Source organism: Elioraea tepida (genome assembly GCF_019203965.1).
In the GTDB taxonomy this organism is placed as follows: Bacteria; Pseudomonadota; Alphaproteobacteria; order Acetobacterales; family Acetobacteraceae; genus Elioraea_A; species Elioraea_A tepida.
Genome location: NZ_CP076448.1, coordinates 178,197 through 200,816, shown reverse-complemented (window position 1 = coordinate 200,816; position 22,620 = coordinate 178,197). Strand labels below are relative to the sequence as shown.

Here is a 22,620-nt window from a genome sequence, read left to right as displayed (position 1 = left end):
CAGGCCGAGGTGACCCAGGGGAGCCAGGGGGCCATGACAAGCCCGACGCCCTCGGCCATGATCGCCCCGGGCTTCGGGAGGGCTCGTCATGGAGGGAGGCAGGCCAGGGACGATCGCCTGGGAGGACTTCGAGCGGGTGGAGATCCGCGTGGGCACGGTGATCGACGCGCAACCTTTCCCCGAGGCGCGGAAGCCATCGATCAAGCTCTGGGTCGATTTCGGCCCGATCATCGGAACGCGCCAGACCTCGGCGCAGCTCACCGTCCACTACAAGCCCGACGCGCTGATCGGCCGGCAGGTAGCGGGCGTGGTGAACTTCCCGCCGAAGCGGATCGCCGGCTTTGAGAGCCAGTTCCTGGTGCTCGGCTTCCCTGACGAGGACGGCGGGGTGGTGCTCGTCCGGCCCGACTTCAAGGTGCCGGATGGCGGCCGGCTGTTCTGACGGCGCGCGGAACGACTGGACGCATCTGTCATGGTTCTGTCATTTGCCTGATCAACCCGGCGCCCGTATTTGCGCCGCGAGTGCGCCTCGCCGCCCGTTCGGCGGCGGTCGGAAGGCCGGGAGAGAGGGAGACCACGCGATGAGGACAGTCGCAACCGCCGCAGCCATCGGGCTGCTCATGGGCCTCGCCGCCACGCCGGCGGCGGCGCAGGAACAGTGCCCGCGCGGCACGCTCGATTCCCGGTTCTGCGACCGCGACGGCGACCTCGTCGCCGACACCCCGACCGACGCGCGCCAGCTCGTTGACCCACGCACGCTCATCTTCGCCTACACGCCGGTCGAGGACCCGGCCGTGTATCGCCGTGTGTGGGCCGAGTTCCTCGACCACCTCGCCAAGGTGACGGGGCGTCAGGTGCAGTTCTTCCCGGTGCAGTCCAACGCGGCGCAGATCGAGGCGATGCGAGCCGGGCGGCTGCATGTCGCCGGGTTCAACACCGGCTCCGTTCCGCTCGCCGTCAACTGTGCCGGCTTCGTGCCATTCGCGATGATGGCCTCGCGTGACGGCTCCTACGGCTACAACATGGAGATCATCGTCCATCGCGACAGCCCGATCCAGCGGGTGGAGGACCTCAAGGGCCGACACGTCGCCTTCTCCGCGCCAACGTCGAACTCGGGCTACAAGTATCCGTCCTGGCTTCTGCGGGAGAAGTTCGGCCTGCAGGAAGGCCGGGACTACCGGGTGTCGTTCTCGGGCCGGCACGACAACAGCGTCACGGGCGTCGCCAACCGCGACTACGACGCTGCCCCCATCGCCAACAGCGTGATGTTCCGAATGTTCGAGCGGAACGTCGTGCCGCGCGATGCGATCCGCTCGATCTACAAGAGTGACGCGTTCCCGACGACGGCCTACGGCACGGCGCACAACCTCACACCGGCGCTGCAGGCGCAGATCCGCGACGCGTTCTTCTCCTTCAACTGGGAGGGCACGGCGCTGCTTGCCGAATTCGGGAAGAACACCCCTCCGGCCGAGACGTTCATCCCGATCACCTACAAGCAGCACTGGGCGGTGATCCGCGACGTCGATACGGCCTCCGGCGTCAGCTATACCTGCCGCTGAGGGCGCCATCGCCGCTTGAACGGGGGCGGCCATCGCCCGGTCGCCCCCATCGTGTGAGGAACACCGCCGGATGCTGGTGATCGAGGGCCTGACCAAGCGCTACCCGACGGGCGATCTCGCCCTCGATGGCGTCTCCCTCACCGTGCCTGATGGGCAGGTGATGGCGCTGATCGGCCCCTCGGGTGCCGGGAAATCGACCCTTATCCGCTGCGTCAATCGGCTCGTGGAGCCGACGGCAGGGACAGTGCGGCTCGGCGACACCGAGCTGACGCGCTTGGGCGGCCTCGCGCTTCGCCGCGCCCGGCGGCGGATGGGCATGATCTTCCAGGAATACGCTCTCGTCGAGCGTCTCACCGTGATGGAGAACGTGCTGTCCGGCCGGCTCGGCTATGTCGGCTTCTGGCGGTCCTGGCTGCGCCGCTTTCCGCTCTCCGACATCGAGGAGGCGTTCCGCCTGCTCAACCGTGTCGGACTTGACCACATGGTCGACAAGCGCGCAGATGCGCTCTCGGGCGGGCAGCGCCAGCGCGTGGGGATCGTGCGCGCCCTGATGCAGAACCCGGACCTTCTGCTCGTCGACGAGCCGACCGCGAGCCTCGACCCGAAGACGAGCCGGCAGATCATGCGCCTGATCGTTGAGCTCGCGAAGGAGCGCGGGCTTGCGGCCATCATCAACATCCACGACGTTATGCTCGCGCAGCAATTCGCCGAGCGGATCGTCGGGCTCCATGCCGGACGGATCGTGTTCGACGGCGCGCCTGGCGCGTTGACCCCGGAGGTGCTCACCGCGATCTACGGCGAGGAGGACTGGTCGGCGACGATCCGCAAGGGCCGCGAGGGGGAAGAGGACGACGGCGAGGGAGAGGGCGGAAAGGCGGAGACGGCCACCGACCCGGTGAGGATCGCCGCCGCACAATGAACACCGCCACCGCCGCCTTCGATGCGCGCGCCGCCGCCCGCGCCTGGCGGCCGCCGCCGCTGATCACCTCGCCACTGTGGCGCTGGGGCATCTACGCGCTCGCGCTGATCTACGCTGTCATCGCCGTCGGCACGTTCGAGGTGGACTGGTCGCGCGCCGCTGAGGGGCTCGAGCGCGGTGGCCGCTTCCTCGCTGCCTTCTTCCCACCCGACTTCGTCAGCCAGTGGCGGGAGATCGAGGAGGGCCTGCTCGAGAGCCTGACGATGACGGTCACGGCCACCGTTTTCGGCGTCGCCCTCGCCGTTCCCTTCGCCCTTGGCGCGGCGCGCAACATCGCCCCGCTTCCGGTCTATCTCCTCTGCCGCGCCATCATCGCGGTGAGCCGCACCTTCCAGGAGGTGATCATCGCCATCCTGTTCGTGGCGATGTTCGGCTTCGGGCCGCTCGCCGGCATGCTCACCCTCGCCTTCTCGACCATCGGCTTCCTCGGCAAGCTGCTCGCCGAGGACATCGAGGACATCGAGCGTGCCCAGGCGGAGGCGGTGCGCGCGACCGGAGCCTCGTGGTTCCAGCTGCTCGCCTGGGGCATCCAACCTCAGGTTCTGCCGCGCTTTATCGGGCTCTCCGCCTATCGCTTCGACATCAATTTCCGCGAGAGCGCCGTGCTCGGGCTGGTCGGTGCGGGAGGAATCGGCGACACGCTGAACTCCTCACTCGACCGCTACGAGTTCGGCACCTCTGCGGCGATCCTTCTCATCATCATCGGCATCGTGCTCGTGTGCGAGTATACGAGCGGCTGGATACGCCGCGCCGTTCAGTGAGCGGGGGCGCGTGATGCCTGTGCTGACGCGACCGGACGGGCGCAAGATCTGGATGCGCCGAAGCACGGCGGGCGATCTCGCCGCCTGGGGCGGGTGGCTGCTGCTGGTCGCGCTCACCGTCACCTGCTTCCAGTTCATTAGCGCCCAGACGATCTGGCCGTTCGTGTGGGACGCGCCGCAGCAGGCCGCCGACCTCCTCGGCCGTTCCGTGCCGCCACGATGGGACTACAGCTCGGTTTTGTGGCGGCCTCTGTGGGACACGATCAACATCGCCACCCTCGGCACGCTGCTTGCGATCGTGATCGCCGTTCCGGTCGCCTTCCTCGCGGCGCACAACACGACGCCGTCGGTCCTTCTCGTGCGGCCGGTGGCGCTCGTCATCGTCGTCGCCTCGCGGTCGGTCAACAGCCTGATCTGGGCGATGATCCTCGTCGTCATCTTCGGCCCCGGCATGCTCGCCGGCGTGCTCGCGATCGCGTTGCGGTCGATCGGCTTCATCGGCAAGCTGCTCTACGAGGCGATCGAGGAGATCGACGCCTCGCAGGTTGAGGCGATCCGGGCAACCGGGGCCAGTGGGACGCAGGTCCTGGCCTGGGGCATCGTGCCCCAGGTCATGCCGGCCTTCGCTGGCATCTCCGTATTCCGCTGGGACATCAACATCCGCGAGGCGACGGTGCTCGGACTTGTCGGGGCGGGAGGGATCGGGGTGCAGCTTCAGGCCTCGATCGGCACGCTCGCCTGGCCGCAGGTGTCGCTGATCCTTTTGCTGATCTTCGTGACCGTGCTCGTGAGCGAGTGGGTCTCGGCCCGAGTTCGGCACGCGATCATCTGAGGCGTTACGACCGAAACGGAGCGTCAGCTGTCGCTCAGGCTCGCATCGGACGCCCGCCCGGGCGGCTATGGTCGGCGCCCCGATCGCGATCAGTACCACTGCGGCGAGTCGCTTTTCGGTCGCCGCGAGCAGAGTGCCCACGGCAAGGCTGCGCGGTCCTCCAGGACGGCGTCGGCGGGCGCGCTCGGGCGCGTCGATCGTCACGTGCACACGACCATCGCCCCCACACCGCTACGGCGATGCGCCAGCATCCGCCCGCCGCGGCGATCGCTCAGCGCCGCGCCCGTCGCTCCTCCTCCTCGACCGCCCGCGTGGCCTTCGAGGCCTCCTCGCGGATCTGGTGCAGGATGTCGGCGCGGAGCGCGTTGAAGCGCGGATCGGTGAGCACCTCGAGCGAGCGCGGCCGTGGCAGGTCGATCGCGATGCGCGAGCGTATTCGCCCAGGCCGCGCCGTCATCACATAGACCGTGTCGGCGAGGAAGATCGCCTCGTCGATGTCATGGGTGATGAACAGGACGGTGCCACGCGTTTCGTCCCAGACATGCAACAGGAGCTCCTGCATCTGCATCCGCGTCTGCGAATCGAGCGCGCCGAACGGCTCGTCCATCAGGAAGACGCGCGGCCGGAGGATCAGGCAGCGAGCGATGCCGACGCGCTGCTTCATGCCGCCCGAGAGCTGATCGGGAAGGTGCCGCTCGAATCCGGTGAGGCCGACGAGGCCGAGGAACTTGCGCGCGAGCGCCTCCGTCTCCTCTTTCGGCCGGCCGAGCATACGCGGCCCGAAGGTGACATTCTCTCAGACGGTGAGCCAGGGAAACAGGCTCGCCTCCTGGAACACCACCGCGCGATCGGGCCCTGGCCTCGCCACCGCCTCGCCGAACACCCGCGCCGCACCCGCCGTCGGCCCCTCGAAGCCGGCAATCACGTTGAGCAAGGTGGACTTGCCGCATCCGGAGGGGCCGAGGATGCAGGCAAACTCGCCCTCTGCGATCGTCATGTCGATTGCAGCGAGCGCCTCGACCTCGCCGGCCCGGCCGTGGAAGACCTTGCGCACGCCCGTGATGTCGACCGCGGCCATCAGCCTGCTCCCGCCGTCGCGCCCACGCTCAACGCGCTCCGAACTGCTTCCAGTGCAGCACCCGGTAGCCGATCGCGATCAGCACCCGGTCGGAGAGGAAGCCGGCGAGACCGATCGAGACCATGTCGGCGATCACCACGTCCATCCGCCCGACGTAGTAGGCATCCCAGAGCACGTAGCCGAGGCCGGATTTCACCGCGACGATCTCCGCCACGATCACCGCCGTCCAAGCGATGCCGAGGCCGAGCCGCGTGCCGGTGAAGATCGAGGGCAGGGCGTTCGGCAGCACGACGCGCAACAGCAGCTGCCGTTCCGTCGCACCCATCATCCGCGCCGCACGGATCAGGTTGCGCGGCGTGTCGCGCGCGCCGGCGGTGGTGTTGACGACGATCGGGAAGAAGGCCCCGAGGCCGATCAGGAATACCGCTCCCGCATCGCGGATTCCGAACACGGCGATCGCGAACGGCTGCCACGCAGTGATCGGGATCGGCCGGAGCGACTGGATCAGCGGATCGACTGTTCCGGCGACGAGCCGGTTCCAGCCGATCATGACGCCGAGCGGCACGCCGATGGCGATCGCCGCCGCGAAGCCCGTGAACACACGCCGCGCGCTGAACAGCACCGTCTCGCGCCAGGTGCCGAGATAGGGGTTCAGCCCCATGCCGCGGGCGCCGAACGCCCAGTCCCACCAGGTGGTGGCGACGAGGCTCGGCGCAGGCAGGATCCCTTGCGGCACAACGCCCGCCCGCGCCAAGCCCTCCCACACCGCGACGAGCGTGGCGGGAAGGGCGAGGCCGAGCAGGGGCGGCGGGGCCGAGCCCGCGCCTGCCGGCATCGGGGTCGCGCTCGCTAGCGTCGCACCGAGGCGATGATCGTGTGGTCGAAGAACTGCGGCATCTCGGCCGAGACGTCACGCTGCAGCACGCCGAGGCGATGGAACTCGCGCGCCTGGGCCTGGATCTGGGCGAGCGTCAGGGACTGTTCGAGCGTCATCTTGTCAGCGACCTCGCGCGCCACGGCTGTATCGAGACCGGTCCACGAAGCGATCGCGGTGGCGAGCGTCTCCTTCGAGGCCGAAACGCGGTTCTGTGCCTGAAGGTAGGCGTAGACGAGTCGGCGCACGGCTTCGCGCTTGCCGTCCAACGCCGCCCGGCTGGCGCCGACCATGCCGAGCTCGGCGCCGACGGCGCGGGACTTCGAGTAGTCGAGCACCGTCTGCCGCCACGCGAGCCCTTGCTGGATCGCCATGCTCTCGAACGGTTCCCAGCCGATGAACCAGCCGATGAAGAGGTCGATGTCGCCGCGCTGCATCGCCTGCACGAAGGGCTGGCCGCCGCCCTGGATGTTGACGATGTTGAGGCGACCGTAGTTGATGTTCGCCTCCGTCACGGTCGCGGCGAACTGGAACCACACCGCCAAGCCGGGCGCGATTGCCACGCGCTTTCCGTAGAGGTCCTCTCAGCTGTTCAGCGACACGCCGTTGCGCACGATCGGGTGCTTCGGCGACACGCCGACGCCGAACAGGCCGACGATGCCGCGCAGGTTCTGGCTGACCGCGATCGGCACATCCGCCGGGCCGATCGAGCCGATCTCGATCGAGCGGGAGGCGAGCGCGGTGCGCACATCGGCGTAGCGGACGAAGTTCACCATCTCAATCTCAACGCCGAGCGGCCGCGCGAGCTCGGGCACGAGCGCAAAGGGCACGACATGCGGCACCTTCACCACGCCGACGGTGAGCTTCACCGGGGGCGAGAGCGGCGCCGGAGGGTCGATGAGCGCGACCTCCGCTGACGCAGGCGCCGTGGCGAGAGCGAGTGCGAGGCCACACCCGGCCAAGATCCTTGACGGCATTGCGGAGCCTCCCGAAGACGTTCCTACGCCGGACGCTAGCCGCATCGGGCCCAGCCTGTCACCTCGTCCGGCCCCGTGCTAAACGGCCGTCGGCAGAGGCCTCGACAAGGGGGGGAGAGACGCGCGCGTGGGCCACAGATACTATACGGTGACGTGGGATCAGCTACATCGTGACGGCCGGGCGCTCGCCTGGAAGCTTTTGCCGCTCGGGCCCTGGGCGGGGATCGTCGCCATCACCCGCGGCGGGCTGATCCCGTCGGCGATCATCGCCCGCGAACTCGACTGCCGGGTGATCGAGACGGTCTCGGTCATCACCTATGACGAGGAGACGCGCGGCGAGCCGCGCTTGAGCAAGCCCCCCACGGCCGCTGGGTCGGGCGCGGGGTGGCTGATCGTCGACGATCTCGTCGACACGGGCACGACCGCGCGCGTGGTGCGCGCGCTCCTGCCAGAGGCCCATCTCGCCACGATCTACGCCAAGCCGGCCGGCAAGCCGATGGTCGACACCTACGTGACGGAGGTGAGCCAGGACACCTGGATCCTCTTCCCCTGGGATACCGAGCCGCAGTTCACGCCGCCGATCGCCAAGGCGCGCAACGGGGACGGGTGACCGATGCGCGTCCTGCCCCCGACCACCCCGCTTCCCCCGCCGCTTGCCGCGGTCCGCGACACTGTGACCCGGCTGTTCGCCTCTCGGATCGTTCCCGAGATCGGCAGCTGGGAAGCCCGCCGCACCTTTCCCCGTCCCCTCGTGCGGGCGATGGGAGAAGCCGGCCTCTTCGGCGCCGCCTTTCCCGAACATGTGGGCGGCAGCGACCTCGGTTTCCGGGCCGTCGCGGTGATCGCGGAGGAGGTGAGCCGGATCCGGCCCGATTTCGGCTATTGCATGAACCTGCAGGCAATGACCTGCCCCTTCACCATCCTCAACTGGGGGACGGAGGAGCAGATCGCCCGCTTCGTCCCCGGCCTGATCGCCGGCGAGACGATCGGCATGTTCGCCCTCACCGAGGCGGGCGGCGGCTCCGACCCAGCCGGGGCGATGCGCACCACCGCGCGCCGGGAGGGCGACCGTTACATTCTCAATGGCTCGAAGCAGTGGATCACCTTCAGCAACGAGGCAGATGTCGGCGTCCTGTTCGCCAAGACCGACCCCTCGGCCGGGCATCGCGGCATCACCGCCTTCATCGTCGAACCGAAATCAGGCTCGGGCTATCGCGCCGTGCCGATCCCGATGCGCGGCCTCTCCCCGGTGTTCGCCTCCTGCTCTGTGTTCCTCGACGACTTCGCCGTTCCTGTTGAGAACCGACTGGGTGCCGAGGGCGAAGGCTTCCGCATTGCCATGAACGCGCTCGAGTTCGGCCGGCTCACCGTGGCCGCACGCCTCGTCGGTGCCGCCCAGGGCTGCCTCGACCATGCGGTGGCGTATGCGCGCGAGCGCGAGGTCGGCGGCAAGCCGATCGGCCGCCACCAGCTCGTGCAGGGGCTGGTGGCCGACATGGCGGCCGAGATCGCTGCGGCGCGGGCGCTCGTGCGCGAGCTCGCAGAGGTTATGGACGCGGGCGAGCCGGCGAACCGCCTCGCCTCGCTCGCCAAATATTTCGCGTCGCGCGCAGCCAAGACGGCGGTGGCGAACGCGACCGAAATCTTCGGCGGCTACGCGCTCGCCGACGAATATCCGATCAGCATGTTCAAGGGGTTCATCGAGATGCTGAATGTCGGCGAGGGGTCGCAGAACGTGCAGAAGGTGCTAATCGCCGAGGACGCGCTCGGCTTCAAAGACGCCAACCGCGCCTCGGTTCCAGCGCGGAAGTTCCGCACCCTCGCAGCCGAGTGATCGACCATGCCCGGCCTCTGGTTCGAGGAGTTCAGCGAGGGGATGGTCTTCGACCATCCGATCCGACGCACCGTGACGGACGCCGACAACGTGCTGTTCTGCGCGCTCACGATGAACCCGGCGGCGCTGCATCTCGATGCCGAGGCGGCGAAGGCGACTCCGTTCGGAAGGACGATCGTGAACTCGCTCTACACGCTCGGGCTGATGGTCGGGATCTCGGTGCATGACACCACGCTCGGCACCACGGTCGCCAATCTCGGCTTCGAGGAGGTTGCCTTTCCCGCCCCGCTGTTTCCCGGCGATACGGTGTCCGTCCGTTCCACCGTGCTTGCGGTGCGCGAGAGCCGCTCCCGCCCGGGCGAAGGGATCGTCACCTTCCTCCACGAGGCATTCCGCCAGGACGGCGTGCTCGTGGCGCGCTGCCGGCGCGCAGCGCTGATGCGCAAGCGCCCACACGGCGAGGCGGCGGCGTGAAGGTGCCGCGCGCCTTCCTGTTCGTGCCGGCCGACAGCGAGCGCAAGCTCGCGCGCGGCACCGAGAGCGGAGCGGACGCGCTGATCCTCGACCTCGAGGACAGCGTCGGGCCCGAGCGCAAGGCGATTGCCCGGGAGATGGCCTCGGCTTGGCTCGCCGGCCGCGGCGAGGCGGCGCCGCAGGCGTGGGTGCGCGTCAATGCCCTCGACAGCGGTCTCGTCATGGCCGACCTCGCCGCAGTCGTCCGCGCCCGGCCGGACGGAATCGTCCTGCCGAAATGTTCCGGGCCCGATGAGCTGCGCCGACTCGATTCGGCTCTCTCCGCGCTCGAGGCGCGCGAGGGCCTATCCGACCGCTCGATCCGCGTCATGCCGATCGCGACCGAGACGCCGGCAGCGCTGTTTGCGCTTGGCGCCTATGCCGGCAGCCCGCGGCTCGCCGCGCTGACCTGGGGCGGGGAGGATCTCGCCGCAAGCGTCGGCGCGAAGGCGAACCGGCTCGCTGACGGCACCTGGGACGAGCTCTTCCGGCTCGCGCGTTCTCTCACGCTCGCAGGGGCAGCAGCGGCCGAGGTACCGGCCATCGACACGGTGTACGCCGATTTCCGCAACGAAGCGGGCTTCGCCGCGGAGTGTGCCGACTCGCGCCGCATGGGTTTCGCAGGGCGGATGGCGATCCACCCGGCGCAGGTTCCGGTGATCCTCGCCACGTTCACGCCCTCGGCAGAGGAGGTCGCCTGGGCGGAAGCGGTCGTCTCCGCCTTCGCCGCGAACCCGGGCGCGGGTGTGGTGTCGTTCGAAGGACGGATGCTGGATCGGCCGCATCTTCTTCAGGCACGGCGCATCCTGGACAGCCGATCGTAGTCGGCACGACACGCGGACGCGTGGATTGCTTTTGCTGCCGTTTTTACGTTCTATTAACCTATGGATCATCTCGGAGAGACGGCGATGGCACAGAGCGCCACGGTCATTCCCTTCCGCCCGCGCAAGGACACCGCTCCGGCCGGAGAAGCGGCAGGGCAGGACCGGCTCAGCCGCGCCCTCAACACGCTCGAGCTGGCGCTTGCGGAACAGCGCGACGCGATCGACCGGTTCCGGCTTGCGCTGAGCGATCTCGACCACGCCGTCTTGGGCCTGGAGGCAGGGCTCGTGCGTTACGGCGACGAACTCGCCTGTGTGGGCCATGACCTCGAGCGGCTCGCGATCGAGGCGCGTGCGCTCGAAGCCTGGGCGGACGAGGTGCTGGCGCGCGCCCGGCCCTGACACGGCGCGGGAACGGACCGGGGGAGCATCTGCCGCGCAACCACGACGGCCCTGGTCGCCGCCAGTAGGCGCAGGTTGCGGGTCGGGTATACTCCGGAGTGCTGTCAAGTCTGGAGGAGAAAACGCGCCTCGGATGATTGACCGCGGCGGCATCACGATGACGGCCGGCTTCGCCCTCGCTCGGCGGTCGACTGGTGCTGCCGAAGCGCGGTCCGCCGCGAGCCGCTCCGGATGGCAGGTGATCCGGACCGGCTGACGTGGCGAGGCCATGGCGCGTCGTCGTCCTCGACGACGGCTACCCCGACTACGAGACGGAACGCACTATCCTCGCCGCGGCGGGGGCGGAGCTCGTCCTCAGCCCCTGCCGGGGCGATGCGGCGAAGGCGGCGCTTGCGATGGGCGAGGCCGACGGCGTGCTCGTGCGCGAGACGCCCATCGATGCCGCGGCGATCGCAACAACGCAGGCGCGCGTCATCGTCCGCTACGGTATGGGCTACGACAACATCGATACCGCCGCCGCAGCCGCACGCGGCATCGTCGTCTGCAACGTGCCCGACCACGGCACCGAGGAGGTGTCTGACCACGCGCTCGCTCTCCTGCTCGCAGCGATCCGCCGCGTCGCCGAGGCCGATCGGCGCGTCCGCGCGCATGGCTGGGGCCTGCCGATCGATCGAAAGATCCACCGCATACGCGGCGGCACGCTTGGCCTTATCGGCTACGGGCGGATCGGTGCCGCCTTCCATCGCAAGGCCGCGGCGCTCGGCTACGCGCGGGTGCTGGTGCATGATCCCTTCGTCCGCGAGGTTCCGGCGGGAGCCTCGCTCGCAAGCCTCGACACGATCGCCGCCGAAAGCGATGCGATCAGCCTGCACGCTCCCCTCACCAACGCGACGCGACACATCATCGGCCGCGGCTTCCTCGCGCTCGCGAAGCCGACACTCGTGCTCGTGAACACGGCGCGCGGCGGCCTGATCGACGAGTCGGCGCTTGCCGCCGCGCTCGCGGAAGGGCGCGTGCTGGCAGCCGGGCTCGACGTGTACGAGAACGAGCCCTTGCGTCACGACAGCCCGCTGCGGAGCCTCGACAACGTGGTTCTGACCGACCATTCGGCATGGTACAGCGAGGAGGCGATCGCCGAACTGCAGCGCAAGGCGGCTCAAGAGGTCGCACGCGTGCTGGAGGGCGAGACGCCGCTGCACCCGGTGAACCAGACGCGCTGATCCTGCCGGAGACCTGCCGAATGAGCCACCCGCTGCTGCCGCGCCTTGTCGAGGCGCGCGTCATCCCCGTCATCCGCACGCGCAGCGCCGATTCGGCGCGCATTGCCGTCGCCTGGCTCCGCGAGGCGGGCTTTTCCACCTTCGAGATCACGCTCACCGTTCCGGGAGCGACCGAGCTCATCCGCGAGCTCGCGTCGGATCCCGCCCTGCTCGTCGGCGCCGGAACGGTACGGACGGCGACCGAAGCCTATGCCTGCGGCGAGGCCGGGGCGAGGTTCATCGTCTGCCCCTGGAACGAGCCCGAAATCGTCCCCGCCGGCCGGCGCTTCGGCGCGCTCGTGATGCTCGGCGCGCTGACGCCGGACGAGGTGGTGGAGGCGCTCGAGGGCTTCGCCGACGCGGTGAAGATCTTTCCCGCCGCCTCGATGGGCGGCCCGGCGCATCTCCGCGCGCTCAAGACCGTCTTTCCCGACGTCGCGTTCTGCCCCACAGGCGGGGTCGAGCCGGGCAATGTTCGCGCCTATCTCGACGCCGGTGCGGCCTTCGTCGGCATCGGCGGAAGGCTGGTCGACGAGTCCCTGATCGCCGCCGGAGCCAAGGACGAGGTGATGGCGGCGGCGCGCGCCGCGCTCGCCGCCTGACGGGCCTCCGCCGTGGTGCGTATGTCGCGGACGGCTCGCCAGGGTCTCGTGCCCAGGCCCGCGTGAGGAGGGCGAAGATGGCGGTCGACATCCTCTGCATGGGCGAACCGATGCTGGAGTTCAACCAGCTCCCCCCCGATGCCCAGGGGCGCGTGCTCTATCTGCAGGGTCATGGCGGTGACACCTCGAACGCGGCGATCGCTGCCGCACGGCAGGGCGTTCGCACGGGCTACATCACCGTGATCGGAGAGGATGCTGCAGGCGACAGTTTCATGACGCTCTGGCAGTCGGAAGGCGTTGACACCTCGACGGTGATCCGGACGGCGGAGGCACCGACCGGCGTCTATTTCGTCACGCATGATGCGAAAGGGCATCATTTCACCTTCTATCGAACCGGCTCCGCCGCCTCGCGCATCACGCCGCGCGACGTTCCGGAAGCGGCGATCGCCCGGGCGCGGATCCTCTACGCCTCCGGCATCAGCCAGGCGATCAGCACCTCGGCCGCGGATGCGGTGTTCCATGCCATCGCGGTTGCGCGACAGCACGGGGTGAAGGTGGCCTACGACACCAATCTGCGGCTCCGCCTGTGGCCGGTGGCGCGTGCGCGCGCAATCATCGAGGCGGCGATCGCCCAGTCCGACATGGCCTTTCCCTCGCGCGAGGATGCGCAAGCCATGACCGGCCTCTCCGACCCGGACGCGATCGCCGACCATTATCTCCGCCTCGGCTGCCCTCTGGTGGCGGTGAAATGCGGGGCGGAGGGAGCGCTGCTTGCGACCGCCGGGGGCCTGCGCGCGCGCGCCCCAGCGCACCGGGTCGAGGCGGTGGACGCGACGGGTGCGGGCGACACCTTCTCGGGCGCCTTCCTCGCCCGCATCGTGCTGGGCGACCCGCCGGAGGCGGCGCTCCGCTATGCCAACGCCGCGGCTGCTCTCTCCACCACCGGCTATGGCGCGGTCGCGCCGATCCCGCGCGAGGCCGAGGTGCGAGCCCTCCTCCGCTCCTGATCAGGGCCGGAGCGCGAGCCCCGGCCGAAGCCGGGTGAAGGGCAAGGTCGCCGGATCGGCAACGACCGGGCCGGGGGCGAGCACCACCAGGATCTCCTTCGCGATCGGCTGGAAGTCGGCGCGGAAGTGCACGCTCGATTTGAGCGCGATGATCGGCACGGAGGCAGGCTCGATGCCCACGTGACGGAACATCGCCTGGTCATAGGCCTGCATCTTCCGGCTCGCGACGACGACGTGAACGCCACCGGTCTCGAGCAGGGCTGTCGGGCCGAGATCGGCCATGTTGCCGCGCGTCATCGGGCCGGTGCAGGTGAAGCGTCCGTCGCCGAGGGCGAGCACCTTGAACCGGCCACGGAACGGAACACCGTCGCTCACCCCGCCGAGCGCAAGCTCGACCGTCGCGCCGATCCCGGCAGCATGGGCGGCGGTGGCAGAGGCGGCATCGTTGAACACGCCGATCACCGCGCCGTGCGCGCCTCCGTTGACGAGCGCGGCGAGCAGGCCGGTCGTGTCGCCATGGCCGCCGCCGCCGGGATTGTCCTGCGTATCGGCAAGCACGATCGGCGGGCCGCCGAGGCTTGCCCGGGCGCGCGCATGCGCCACCGCCTCCTCGGCCGGCCAGAGCCGGACGGCCAGGTTGCCACGCTGGTCGAGCACCATCCGGTGAAGCCGTTCTGCCGCCGCCTCGGCCGATGCCGCGGTTTCGGCGTAAGCCGTGACGGCAGGGCCGCAGCCCTCGAAATCGCAATAGGGGAAGCCGAGCGACAGCGAGAGATCGGCCGTGCCGGTGGCCGCCTCGAGCTCCGGCAGAACGGCGTAGACCTGCTGCATCGGCGGCATCATCGTGCACTGCGCCGGCACCGGAATGAGGAAGTCGATCGTCCTGAAGGCGCGCGCCCAGGGCCGCGCATGAGCGATGCGGCGGAGCAGGAGCGCCATCGCCCGCGCCCCGGTCTCCTTCATGTCGATGTGCGGATAGGTGCGATAGGCGGTGAGCACATCGGCAAGCTCAACCATGTCGCGCGTGACATTGGCGTGCAGGTCGAGGCTCGCTGCGATCGGCAGGTCCGGCCCGAGCCGGTCGCGCAGCCGCCTGAGAAGCTCGCCCTCCCCGTCCGGCGCGTGCTCGGCCATCATCGCCCCGTGCAGGTCGAGATACAGACCATCGAGCGGCATCGCCGCCGCCGCTGCCTCGACGATCCAAGCGGCGATCGTTTCGAACGCTTCGCGCGTGACCGGTGCAGACGGCATCGCCATGCCCCACGCGAGCGGGAGCACCTCGTGTCCTTCCGCCTCGGCGGCCTCAATCGCCCCTGCGGCGGGAACGCGTGTTCCCGCAAGCGCGGCGCGAACCGCCTCGCCGCGCGACAGCGGCGGGAAGCCGCCCGGCTTCTCGAAGGCCGACAGGTCGGCCGGAAACAGGGCGAAGGAATGGCTCTCGTGCTGAAATCCCGCGACACCGATTCGCATCCGTTTCATCCCTTCACGCTAGCCCCGCCGTGGCCAGCACGGCATCGGCGAGCACGCGGCAGCCCGCCTCCGCCCAGGCCTGGGTGATGCTCTCCGCCTCGTTGTGGCTCAAGCCGCCGTGGCAGGGGCAGAAGATCATCGCCGTCGGAACGCGACGGGCAAGATAGACCGCGTCATGGCCGATTCCCGTCGGCATCTCGCGCCATGTGAGGCCGCGGGCGATCGCCGCCTCGCGGACCCGGGCGACGAGCACCGGGTCGAACGGCGTTTCGGGGAACGACCAGAACGGCGTGATCGCCGGCAAGACACGGCGCGCCGCAGCGAGCGCGCGGAGGCGGTCGCGCAGCATCGCCTCCATGCGCGCAAGCGTCGCCGCGCTCGCGTGGCGCAGATCGACCGTGAACCATACGCTTCCCGGAACGACATTGCGGCTGTCGGGAGAAACGACGATGCGGCCGACCGTGCCGTTTCCGCCTGTCTCGTGCGCGATCCCCTCGATCGCGACGATCATCTGGGCCGCGGCGACCAGCGCGTCGCGCCGCAGCGCCATGCCGTTGCCGGCATGCGCCTCCGCGCCCGTCACCGTCACCTCGAACCATGCCTGCGCCGAGGCGCCGGTGACCACGCCAATCTCGGCGCCCTCGGCCTCGAGGAAGGGCCCCTGCTCGATGTGGAGCTCGAAATAGGCTCCGAGCCTCTGGAACATCGCGGGATCGGCCTCGCCGCGCCAACCGATCCGCGCGAGCTCTTCACCGAACACGGCGCCCGAGGCGTCTGTGCGTGCGAGCACCTCCGCCTCGTCGAACAGGCCCATGGCAACGCCCGAGCCCATCATCGGCGGCGAGAAGCGCGCCCCCTCCTCGTTCGTCCAGTTCACAAGCATAAGCGGCGCGCGCGTGACCGTTCCGGAGTCGTCGAGCGCACGCATCACTTCGAGGCCGGCTAGCACCCCGAGAACACCGTCGAACCTGCCCCCCGTCGGCTGCGTGTCGAGATGGCTGCCGAAGGCGACTGGCGGGAGGGACGGATCAGCACCAGGGCGGAGGAACGCCATGTTGCCGACGCGATCGACCGTCATCTCAAGGCCGAGCGCCTCGCACCAGCGGCGAAGCAGATGCCTCGCCTCACCGTCGGCGTCGGTCAGCGCCTGGCGGTTCGAGCCGCCGGCGCGACCTGGGCCGATCCGCGCCATCTCCATGATGCTGGCCCACAGCCGCTCGCCCGAGACGGGAAGGTTGGCCAGCATCACGCAGGCTCCGTGCCGCACCAGGCGGCGATGGTGAGCGCGATCGTGCGCGTGATCGCATGCATCGACGCGAGACTCACGCTCTCGTCGATGCCGTGAATTGCGTCCGCTTCGGGCCCGAACACCGCGACCGGCGTGCCCTGATAGAGGGCGAAGAGTCGCCCGTCGGTGAGCCCCGTGGCCGGGTAGTCGCGCAAAGACCCGCCCGTCACCTCGGCATAGGCCTCGCGCGCGAGGCGAACAATCGGCGCCTCCATGTCGAACACGCACGGGTCGGCCATGAAGCCGCCCCAGGAGAGGGCAAGCGTCGCTCCCCTGAGCTTCGGGTCGCCCCCCGCCTCGGCGACGATCCGCTCGATGTCACGCTTCGTCTCGGCCGCCGTGCGGCCCGCCATCACCCCAACACGCAGGCCGATTCGCGCGCGCGTCGGCACGGAGCTGTTCCACTCCCCTCCTTCGATCGTGCCGAGATTGACGTTCACAGGGTGGTTGATGCCACGGAAGGCAGGGTGGATCCGCTCGGCCTGGTTCATCTCGCTCTCGTAGTCCTTGAACCGGGCGGCGACCGCGATCGCCGCCTCGATCGCATTCACCCCTGCCTGCATCTCGCGCACGTGTGCAGGTTTCCCCGTCACCGTCACCCATGCCCAGACCACGCCGACCTCGGCGCTGTAGATCGCCGGGAAGCCAGGCCCGGGCTCGGGAATGATCACCGCATCGGGCTTCGGCATCGCGAGCATGGTGGCGAGCGCGCCATTGCCCGTGCACTCCTCTTCGATGACGGCGTGGAGCTGCACCGCACCCGCGGGAGCGAGGCCCGCGGCCGCAAGCGCCTTCAGCGCGACAATGTTGGCGACAAGCCCTGCCTTCATGTCGCCCGCGCCGCGGCCGTACATCCGCCCGTTGCGGATCGCCGGCTCGAAGGGCGGTGTCGTCCAGAGCTCGGCCGCGCCTTCGGGCACCACGTCGAGATGCGCCTGAAGGCAGAGGCTGCGCCCGCCGCCCGCGCGCGGCGTGTGCAAAGCGGCGACATTGTCTCGACCCGCATAGGAAACGAGCGGCGGCGAGAGGCCCGCGTGGCCCGCAAGCGCGGCAGGATCAGTGGGAATCCGCCGCACCTCGAGCCCGAGCGAGGCGAACAGACGAGCGACATGATCGAGACACGGACCCTCGTCGCCGAGAGTCGAGCGGAAGCGGACGAGGTCGGCGAGCATCGCCTCGGCCTCGCCCTCGAGCTCTGCCGCCGCCTCGAGGATCGCGCGCCTCGCGCCGGGATCGATCATCTCCGCCTTCCCCTCACGCCGCCTCGAGCGGCGGCGTCCATGTCCGTCCCGGAATGGACTCGAGAAGCTCGCGCGTGTAGGGGTGTTGCGGCGCACCGAACACCCTGGCCGTCTCCCCGAGCTCCACGATCCTGCCCTTCTGCATCACGGCGATCCGGTCGCACACCTGTGCCGCCACGCGGAGGTCATGGGTGATGAACAGCATGGTGAGGCTGAGCCGCCGACGCAGCCCGTCGAGCAGCTCGAGGATCTGCGCCTGCACCGAGACATCGAGTGCGCTCACCGGCTCGTCGGCGACAAGCAGCTCGGGCTCGAGAGCGAGCGCCCGCGCGATTCCGATCCTCTGTCGCTGCCCACCCGAGAACTCGTGGGGGAAACGGTCCATCGCGCCCGGGTCAAGCTGCACGAGGGAGAGGAGCTCGCGCGCCCGTGCCAGCGCCTCGGCGCGCGGCATGCCGTGGCTGACCGGCCCTTCGGCGATGATGTCGCCCACGCGGCGGCGCGGGTTGAGCGAGGCGTACGGGTCCTGGAATACCATCTGGATGCGCGAACGAAACGGCTTCATCGCGGCGCGGCGCAGCGCGAGGAGATCGGTGCCGCGGAAGGCTATCCTGCCACGGTCAGGCTCGATCAGCCGAACCACACAGCGCGCGAGCGTGCTCTTGCCCGACCCGCTCTCGCCAACGACGCCCAGGGTCTCGCCCTTGCTGAGAGTGAAGGTGGCATCCGCGACCGCCGGCACCGGCACGCCGCGGCGGAACAGCCCAGCCCCGCGCCGGAACGACTTGTCGAGCCGCTCCACCTCGAGCACGGGTTCCGACGCCGACGCAGCGGCTGGCCGGGCCCTGCCGTGCGGCACGGCCGCGATCAGCGCCCGCGTGTAGGGATGCGATGGCGCGTTGAGGACGCGACCCGCGTCCCCCTGCTCGACGATGCGCCCATGCTGCATCACCACCACGTGGTCGGCGATCTCGGCGACGACGCCGAAATCGTGGGTGATGAAGAGAACCCCGGTGCCGCGATGCTCCTGCAGGTTCCGGATCAGCCGCAGGATCTGCATCTGGGTCGTAACATCGAGGGCAGTGGTCGGCTCATCGGCGATGAGAAGCGAGGGGCCGAGTGCCAGCGCCATCGCGATCATCACCCGCTGCCTCTGCCCACCGGAGAGGCGGAACGGATAGGCGTCGATGATCGCGGGCGGGTCGGGCAGACGCACATCCTCGAGCAGCGCGAGCACGCGCGCGCGCAGGTCGCCGCGCACCCCGTGCACGCAGAACGCTTCGGCGATCTGCTCGCCGATCCGCATCAGCGGGTTGAGCGCGGTCATCGGCTCCTGGAACACCATCCCGAGCCGGGCACCGCGGAGCGCGCGCAGCGCCTCCGGCGGGAGCCTCAGGAGATCCTTCCCCTCGAAGATGATCCGGCCGGACCGAATCGGCAGGCCCTTGGGCAGAAGCCCCATCACCGCCGAAGCGGTGATCGACTTGCCCGACCCGCTTTCGCCGACGACGCAGACGATCTCTCCGGGCCGTACCAAGAGCGACACGTCCTCGACGGCGTTGGCGCGGTCGCCGCCGGCGGGGAGGCCGATCGTCAGCCCCTCGATGGCAAGCACCGGAGCGGTCACGCCGGCAGCGCGCCGCGGCGGGCAAGCCGCGGGTTCAGCGCATCGTTCAGCCCCTCGCCGACAAGGTTCAAGGCGAGCACGGTGAGGAAGATGGCGATCCCTGGAAAGACGCTCATCCACCAGGCGATTCGGATCACGCTTCGGCCGGAGCCGATCATGAACCCCCAGGACATCAGGTTCGGATCGCCCAAGCCAAGGAAGGAGAGCGAGCTCTCGAGCAGGATCGCGGTCGCGACCATCAGCGAGGCGAGAACGATGATGGGCGAGAGCGCGTTCGGCAGGATCTCGGTGGCCATGATGGCGATGGGGCCGCGGCCGAGCACCTCCGCCGCCTGAACGAACTCGCGCGAGCGCAAGGACAGGAACTCGGCCCGCACCACGCGCGTCACCGGCGGCCAGGACACCAGAGCGATTGCGACGACGATCGAGGTGATGGAAGGTGTGAAGATCGCGACCAGAACCACCGCGAGCACGAAGCTCGGGATTGTCTGGAAGAACTCCGTGAAGCGCATGATCGCGTCATCGACCCAGCCGCCGAAATAGCCCGCCACCGAGCCGAGCGTGACGCCGAGCGCGAGCGCCACCACGGTCGAGACGCCGCCGACAAGGAACGAGACGAGAGCGCCATGCGCGATCCCGGCGGCGACGTCGCGGCCGAGGCTGTCCGAGCCGAGCAGGAAGCCGCCCTCGCCCGGCGGCATGAAGGGGATGCCGCGCATCTCCCACGGGCTGAATGGGTAGATCACGGGGGCGAGCGCCGCCATCAGGGCGACGAGGAGAAGGATCACGAGCCCGGCCATCGCCCCGAGATTGCGGGCGAAGCGACGCCAGAAGCTCACCGGGCGGCCCTCATGCCACCTCCACCCGGGGATCGACCACCGCGTAGAGGAGGTCGGTCACGAGGTTGAAGAGGACGACCATCACCGCCGTGCAGAAGAACACCCCGAGCAGCGTCGCATAGTCGCGCGCGAGCAGAGCATCGAAGGCAAGGCGGCCAATACCGGGCCAGGCGAACACGGTCTCAACCAGGATCGATCCGCCCACGAGCTGGCCTGCCTGGATTCCGGCGAAGGTGATCACGGGCAGGAGCGCGTTGCGCAGGATGTGCGCGCGCACGATCCGCCCCTCCGGAACGCCCTTGGCGCGGGCGGTGCGCACGAAGTCCTGGTCGGCCACCTCGAGCATGGAGGCGCGCGCAAGCCGGGCGTAGATCGCAAGAAAGAAGAGGCCGAGGGTCAGGGCGGGCAGGACCAGGTGCTTCGCCACGTCGAGCGCTCGGGCAAGGCCGCCGAGCTCGGCGCCGACCGTGTGCATGCCGAAGCTCGGCAGCCACTCGAGCCAGACGGAGAACACGAGCACGAGCAGAAGCCCGACCCAGAAGATCGGCGTCGCGTAGAACGTCAGCGCGAGCACGGTGATGACGCTGTCCGCTGCTCGCCCGACGCGACGTGCCGCCATCACGCCGAGCGCCACACCGACAGAGACGGCGAACAGGAAGGCCGTGCCGGTGAGCAGGAGCGTGGCCGGGAGGCGCTCAAAGATCAGCTGCGCCACCGGCTGCTGCTGCCTGTGGCTGAACCCGAGATCGAGGCTCAGCATGTCGCGGAGATAGATCAAGAGCTGCTCGTGCAGCGGCCGGTCAAGACCGAACTGCTCGCGGAGCTGCTGCATGAAGAGCGGATCGGCGGCACCGGACTGCCCGGCGATCACGCTTGCCGGATCGCCGGGCGCAAGCCGGATCAGCAGGAACTGAAAGACGATGATCGCGATGATCACGACCACCGCCTTCACGCTCCTGCCGGCAAGGAACCTCAGAAGCTTCGTCGCACCCATCGACCGCGGTCGGCTGCGCCCTCAGGCGGCGAAGAAGACGTCGTCGAAGCTCTTGTGCACGCCGGTGCCCGTGGTGATCACGTTGCGCAGGCGACGGTCATGGATCGTCGGGAAGGAGAGCTCCATGAGCCACACAAGCGGCATGTCCTCGACCAGCTTCTTTTGCACCTCGGAGAAAAGACGCCGACGTTCCTCCGCCTGCGCGGCGTTGCGCGCCGCCTCGAACAGCCGGTCGACCTCGGGGTTCGAGTATCCGGCGGTGTTGGTAAAGGCGACCTTCTGGATGTTCGAGGTCACGTAGGTTCGCTCGACACCGAGGGTCGGGTCGCCCCACTGATAGACGAAGTTGATCGTGGTCTCGAACTCCCAGTTCGCGAGACGGCGAACCCAGCCCGCGACATCGGTGCTCTCGAGCGTGACCTCGAGCCCGACCTGCCGCAATGCCTGGCGGAGATACTCCGACAGTCGGTTCCACACCTCGCCATAGGGAAGCTGCATCATCTTGAACGAGGCACGGATGCCTTGCGCGTTCGGCCGCAAGCCCATGCCGTCGAGGATCGCGATCGCCTCGCGCGGGTTGAAGGCCGGCATCTGCACGGAGGGATCGTGGAAGCGTGTGGCCGAGGCGATCGGGCTGGTCGCTGGCTTGCCGACGCCGAACCACAGCCTCTGGGCGATGAAGTTCCGGTCCACCGCATGCGCGATCGCGCGGCGGAAGCGCGGGTCCTTCAGGTTGTCGAGCCGATTGTTGATCTCGATCCAGGAGAGCGGGGCGAACAGTTCCCAACCGTCCTGCCGCACTTCGAGGTTCGGCTGTGCCTGGAAGCGCGGAACGTCGAACGGCTCGATGTCGTTCGAGGTGGTCATCTGCACCTGGCCCGTCTGCAGGGCGAGCGCGCGGCTCTGGCTGTCCGGGACGATCCGCCACGTGATGCCGTCGAGATAGGGCTGGCCGGGCTTCCAGTAGGCGTCGTTCCGGACGAGGCGGATGAAGTTGCCGCGCTGCCATTCCGCCAGGCGGAACGGTCCGGTTCCGATCGGAGTCGCGTTCGCTGGGTTGTTTCGGTAGTCGGTGCCGTCGTAGATGTGCTTGGGCACGATCGCGCAGCCGGTGACGTCGAAGATCAGGAGGAACGGCTCAAACGGTGCCTTGAGCGTGAAGCGCACGGTGTGCGCGTCCGGCGCTTCCGCCTTGTCGATCCGCTGCAGGATCGCCCGCGCACGCGGGTTCACCTCCATGTGAAACTTCATGATCGAGAAGATCACGTCCTCGGCGGTGAAGTCGCGCCCGTCATGCCACTTCACGCCCCGCTCGAGCGAGAAGGTGTAGGTCAGGCCGTCCTCGCTGCGGGCCCAGGACCTTGCGAGCACGGGCTCCGGCTCGAGCTTGGGCGAGACGGTGAGGAGGCCCTGATAAATCTTCGAGGCGACGATCAGCGTCGGCCCCTGGTTGTTCACGCCGAGCACGAGCAGAGGCGGCTCGGGCGTGATGATGCTGTTCAGGATGCCGCCGCGGCGCGGCTCGCGCCCTTGCGCCAGCGCCTCGGCGGCCGTCATCAACACTGGCGCAGCGGCGGCACCGGCAAGCAGGGTGCGGCGGTCGAGCGTCGCTTCGGTGATCATCTGGTTGTCCCCCTCTCACAAGCTTCCCTCGCTTAGGCTA

General features: G+C 69.1%; 22 protein-coding genes and 2 pseudogenes. 13 read left to right on the top strand and 11 right to left on the bottom strand.

Annotated elements, in window-relative coordinates; translation table 11 throughout:
• The first annotated feature begins 88 nt into the window (after positions 1-88).
• From KO353_RS00975 to phnE (KO353_RS00955), 5 genes are all read left to right on the top strand, one after another.
• Positions 89-442, top strand: a complete 354-nt coding sequence (locus KO353_RS00975; RefSeq protein ID WP_218285935.1) for a tRNA-binding protein — start codon at positions 89-91, stop codon at positions 440-442.
• Between the two features lie 139 nt (positions 443-581).
• Positions 582-1,559 (top strand): phosphate/phosphite/phosphonate ABC transporter substrate-binding protein, encoded by a 978-nt coding sequence (gene phnD, locus KO353_RS00970; RefSeq protein ID WP_218285934.1) that lies wholly within the window; start codon positions 582-584, stop codon positions 1,557-1,559.
• A 70-nt stretch (positions 1,560-1,629) separates the two neighbouring features.
• Positions 1,630-2,478, top strand: coding sequence for a phosphonate ABC transporter ATP-binding protein (gene phnC / locus KO353_RS00965; protein ID WP_218285933.1), 849 nt, complete (start codon positions 1,630-1,632; stop codon positions 2,476-2,478).
• The gene (gene phnE / locus KO353_RS00960; protein WP_218285932.1) at positions 2,475-3,299 is read left to right on the top strand and encodes a phosphonate ABC transporter, permease protein PhnE; all 825 of its coding nucleotides are present in this window, start codon (positions 2,475-2,477) and stop codon (positions 3,297-3,299) included. The genes phnC and phnE (KO353_RS00960) overlap by 4 nt, the downstream gene beginning before the upstream one ends.
• 13 nt (positions 3,300-3,312) lie before the next feature.
• Positions 3,313-4,131, top strand: coding sequence for a phosphonate ABC transporter, permease protein PhnE (phnE, locus tag KO353_RS00955; protein WP_218285931.1), 819 nt, complete (start codon positions 3,313-3,315; stop codon positions 4,129-4,131).
• A gap of 271 nt (positions 4,132-4,402) precedes the next feature.
• Here phnE (KO353_RS00955) and KO353_RS00950 read toward each other — a convergent pair.
• The 4 genes and pseudogenes from KO353_RS00950 to KO353_RS00935 all read right to left on the bottom strand — a co-directional run bounded on the left by KO353_RS00950 (position 4,403) and on the right by KO353_RS00935 (position 7,060).
• A pseudogene (locus KO353_RS00950) lies at positions 4,403-5,128 on the bottom strand (ABC transporter ATP-binding protein).
• 109 nt (positions 5,129-5,237) lie between these two features.
• Positions 5,238-6,044: an ABC transporter permease gene (locus KO353_RS00945; protein ID WP_218285930.1), complete on the bottom strand. Its 807-nt coding sequence runs from the start codon at positions 6,042-6,044 to the stop codon at positions 5,238-5,240.
• Positions 6,045-6,058: 14 nt separating this feature from the next.
• A pseudogene (locus KO353_RS00940) lies at positions 6,059-6,655 on the bottom strand (ABC transporter substrate-binding protein); the annotation flags it as partial.
• Between the two features lie 12 nt (positions 6,656-6,667).
• Positions 6,668-7,060 (bottom strand): hypothetical protein, encoded by a 393-nt coding sequence (locus KO353_RS00935; protein WP_218285928.1) that lies wholly within the window; start codon positions 7,058-7,060, stop codon positions 6,668-6,670.
• A gap of 127 nt (positions 7,061-7,187) precedes the next feature.
• Here KO353_RS00935 and gpt point away from each other — a divergent pair, with 127 nt between their 5' ends.
• The 8 genes from gpt to KO353_RS00895 all read left to right on the top strand — a co-directional run bounded on the left by gpt (position 7,188) and on the right by KO353_RS00895 (position 13,498).
• On the top strand, positions 7,188-7,670 hold the full coding sequence (gene gpt / locus KO353_RS00930) for a xanthine phosphoribosyltransferase (RefSeq protein ID WP_218285927.1): 483 nt from the start codon (positions 7,188-7,190) through the stop codon (positions 7,668-7,670).
• Positions 7,671-7,673: 3 nt separating this feature from the next.
• Positions 7,674-8,894: an acyl-CoA dehydrogenase family protein gene (locus KO353_RS00925; RefSeq protein WP_218285926.1), complete on the top strand. Its 1,221-nt coding sequence runs from the start codon at positions 7,674-7,676 to the stop codon at positions 8,892-8,894.
• A gap of 6 nt (positions 8,895-8,900) precedes the next feature.
• Positions 8,901-9,368 carry a MaoC family dehydratase gene (locus KO353_RS00920; RefSeq protein WP_218285925.1) on the top strand — a complete coding sequence of 156 codons (468 nt, stop codon included), beginning with the start codon at positions 8,901-8,903 and terminating at the stop codon, positions 9,366-9,368.
• Positions 9,365-10,231 (top strand): HpcH/HpaI aldolase/citrate lyase family protein, encoded by an 867-nt coding sequence (locus KO353_RS00915; protein ID WP_218285924.1) that lies wholly within the window; start codon positions 9,365-9,367, stop codon positions 10,229-10,231. The genes KO353_RS00920 and KO353_RS00915 overlap by 4 nt, the downstream gene beginning before the upstream one ends.
• 84 nt (positions 10,232-10,315) lie before the next feature.
• On the top strand, positions 10,316-10,630 hold the full coding sequence (locus KO353_RS00910; RefSeq protein WP_218285923.1) for a hypothetical protein: 315 nt from the start codon (positions 10,316-10,318) through the stop codon (positions 10,628-10,630).
• A gap of 257 nt (positions 10,631-10,887) precedes the next feature.
• Positions 10,888-11,850: a C-terminal binding protein gene (locus KO353_RS00905; RefSeq protein WP_218285922.1), complete on the top strand. Its 963-nt coding sequence runs from the start codon at positions 10,888-10,890 to the stop codon at positions 11,848-11,850.
• 20 nt (positions 11,851-11,870) lie between these two features.
• Positions 11,871-12,491 carry a bifunctional 4-hydroxy-2-oxoglutarate aldolase/2-dehydro-3-deoxy-phosphogluconate aldolase gene (locus KO353_RS00900; RefSeq protein ID WP_218285921.1) on the top strand — a complete coding sequence of 207 codons (621 nt, stop codon included), beginning with the start codon at positions 11,871-11,873 and terminating at the stop codon, positions 12,489-12,491.
• A gap of 77 nt (positions 12,492-12,568) precedes the next feature.
• The gene (locus KO353_RS00895; protein WP_218285920.1) at positions 12,569-13,498 is read left to right on the top strand and encodes a sugar kinase; all 930 of its coding nucleotides are present in this window, start codon (positions 12,569-12,571) and stop codon (positions 13,496-13,498) included.
• Here the strand turns inward: KO353_RS00895 and KO353_RS00890 are convergent, their stop codons facing one another.
• From KO353_RS00890 to KO353_RS00860, 7 genes are read right to left on the bottom strand one after another with little or no spacing between them, the layout of a single operon-like run.
• Complete coding sequence (locus KO353_RS00890) at positions 13,499-14,968, bottom strand: M81 family metallopeptidase (protein ID WP_218285919.1); 1,470 nt, start codon at positions 14,966-14,968, stop codon at positions 13,499-13,501.
• A 13-nt stretch (positions 14,969-14,981) separates the two neighbouring features.
• Complete coding sequence (locus KO353_RS00885) at positions 14,982-16,214, bottom strand: Zn-dependent hydrolase (RefSeq protein ID WP_218285918.1); 1,233 nt, start codon at positions 16,212-16,214, stop codon at positions 14,982-14,984.
• Positions 16,214-17,497 carry an ArgE/DapE family deacylase gene (locus tag KO353_RS00880; protein ID WP_218285917.1) on the bottom strand — a complete coding sequence of 428 codons (1,284 nt, stop codon included), beginning with the start codon at positions 17,495-17,497 and terminating at the stop codon, positions 16,214-16,216. Before KO353_RS00880 ends, KO353_RS00885 begins: the two co-directional genes overlap by 1 nt.
• A 13-nt stretch (positions 17,498-17,510) precedes the next feature.
• Positions 17,511-19,124 carry an ABC transporter ATP-binding protein gene (locus tag KO353_RS00875; protein WP_218285916.1) on the bottom strand — a complete coding sequence of 538 codons (1,614 nt, stop codon included), beginning with the start codon at positions 19,122-19,124 and terminating at the stop codon, positions 17,511-17,513.
• A complete protein-coding gene (locus KO353_RS00870; RefSeq protein ID WP_268906203.1) occupies positions 19,121-19,963 on the bottom strand; it encodes an ABC transporter permease in 843 nt (280 codons plus the stop codon). Before KO353_RS00870 ends, KO353_RS00875 begins: the two co-directional genes overlap by 4 nt.
• 10 nt (positions 19,964-19,973) lie before the next feature.
• A complete protein-coding gene (locus tag KO353_RS00865) occupies positions 19,974-20,957 on the bottom strand; it encodes an ABC transporter permease (protein ID WP_218285915.1) in 984 nt (327 codons plus the stop codon).
• Between the two features lie 21 nt (positions 20,958-20,978).
• A complete protein-coding gene (locus KO353_RS00860; protein ID WP_235691963.1) occupies positions 20,979-22,580 on the bottom strand; it encodes an ABC transporter substrate-binding protein in 1,602 nt (533 codons plus the stop codon).
• Between the last annotated feature and the right edge of the window lie 40 nt (positions 22,581-22,620).

What these genes read in the sequence shown, in the direction of transcription:
- KO353_RS00860 (WP_235691963.1), bottom strand. Translation starts at nt 22,580, where the DNA reads ATGATCACCGAAGCGACGCTCGACCGCCGCACCCTGCTTGCCGGTGCC.
- phnC (WP_218285933.1), top strand. Translation starts at nt 1,630, where the DNA reads ATGCTGGTGATCGAGGGCCTGACCAAGCGCTACCCGACGGGCGATCTC.
- KO353_RS00890 (WP_218285919.1), bottom strand. Translation starts at nt 14,968, where the DNA reads ATGCGAATCGGTGTCGCGGGATTTCAGCACGAGAGCCATTCCTTCGCC.
- KO353_RS00945 (WP_218285930.1), bottom strand. Translation starts at nt 6,044, where the DNA reads ATGCCGGCAGGCGCGGGCTCGGCCCCGCCGCCCCTGCTCGGCCTCGCC.
- KO353_RS00900 (WP_218285921.1), top strand. Translation starts at nt 11,871, where the DNA reads ATGAGCCACCCGCTGCTGCCGCGCCTTGTCGAGGCGCGCGTCATCCCC.
- phnD (WP_218285934.1), top strand. Translation starts at nt 582, where the DNA reads ATGAGGACAGTCGCAACCGCCGCAGCCATCGGGCTGCTCATGGGCCTC.
- phnE (WP_218285931.1), top strand. Translation starts at nt 3,313, where the DNA reads ATGCCTGTGCTGACGCGACCGGACGGGCGCAAGATCTGGATGCGCCGA.
- KO353_RS00885 (WP_218285918.1), bottom strand. Translation starts at nt 16,214, where the DNA reads ATGCTGGCCAACCTTCCCGTCTCGGGCGAGCGGCTGTGGGCCAGCATC.
- KO353_RS00975 (WP_218285935.1), top strand. Translation starts at nt 89, where the DNA reads ATGGAGGGAGGCAGGCCAGGGACGATCGCCTGGGAGGACTTCGAGCGG.
- KO353_RS00925 (WP_218285926.1), top strand. Translation starts at nt 7,674, where the DNA reads ATGCGCGTCCTGCCCCCGACCACCCCGCTTCCCCCGCCGCTTGCCGCG.
- KO353_RS00895 (WP_218285920.1), top strand. Translation starts at nt 12,569, where the DNA reads ATGGCGGTCGACATCCTCTGCATGGGCGAACCGATGCTGGAGTTCAAC.
- KO353_RS00880 (WP_218285917.1), bottom strand. Translation starts at nt 17,497, where the DNA reads ATGATCGATCCCGGCGCGAGGCGCGCGATCCTCGAGGCGGCGGCAGAG.
- KO353_RS00920 (WP_218285925.1), top strand. Translation starts at nt 8,901, where the DNA reads ATGCCCGGCCTCTGGTTCGAGGAGTTCAGCGAGGGGATGGTCTTCGAC.
- KO353_RS00935 (WP_218285928.1), bottom strand. Translation starts at nt 7,060, where the DNA reads ATGCCGTCAAGGATCTTGGCCGGGTGTGGCCTCGCACTCGCTCTCGCC.
- KO353_RS00910 (WP_218285923.1), top strand. Translation starts at nt 10,316, where the DNA reads ATGGCACAGAGCGCCACGGTCATTCCCTTCCGCCCGCGCAAGGACACC.
- KO353_RS00865 (WP_218285915.1), bottom strand. Translation starts at nt 20,957, where the DNA reads ATGGGTGCGACGAAGCTTCTGAGGTTCCTTGCCGGCAGGAGCGTGAAG.
- phnE (WP_218285932.1), top strand. Translation starts at nt 2,475, where the DNA reads ATGAACACCGCCACCGCCGCCTTCGATGCGCGCGCCGCCGCCCGCGCC.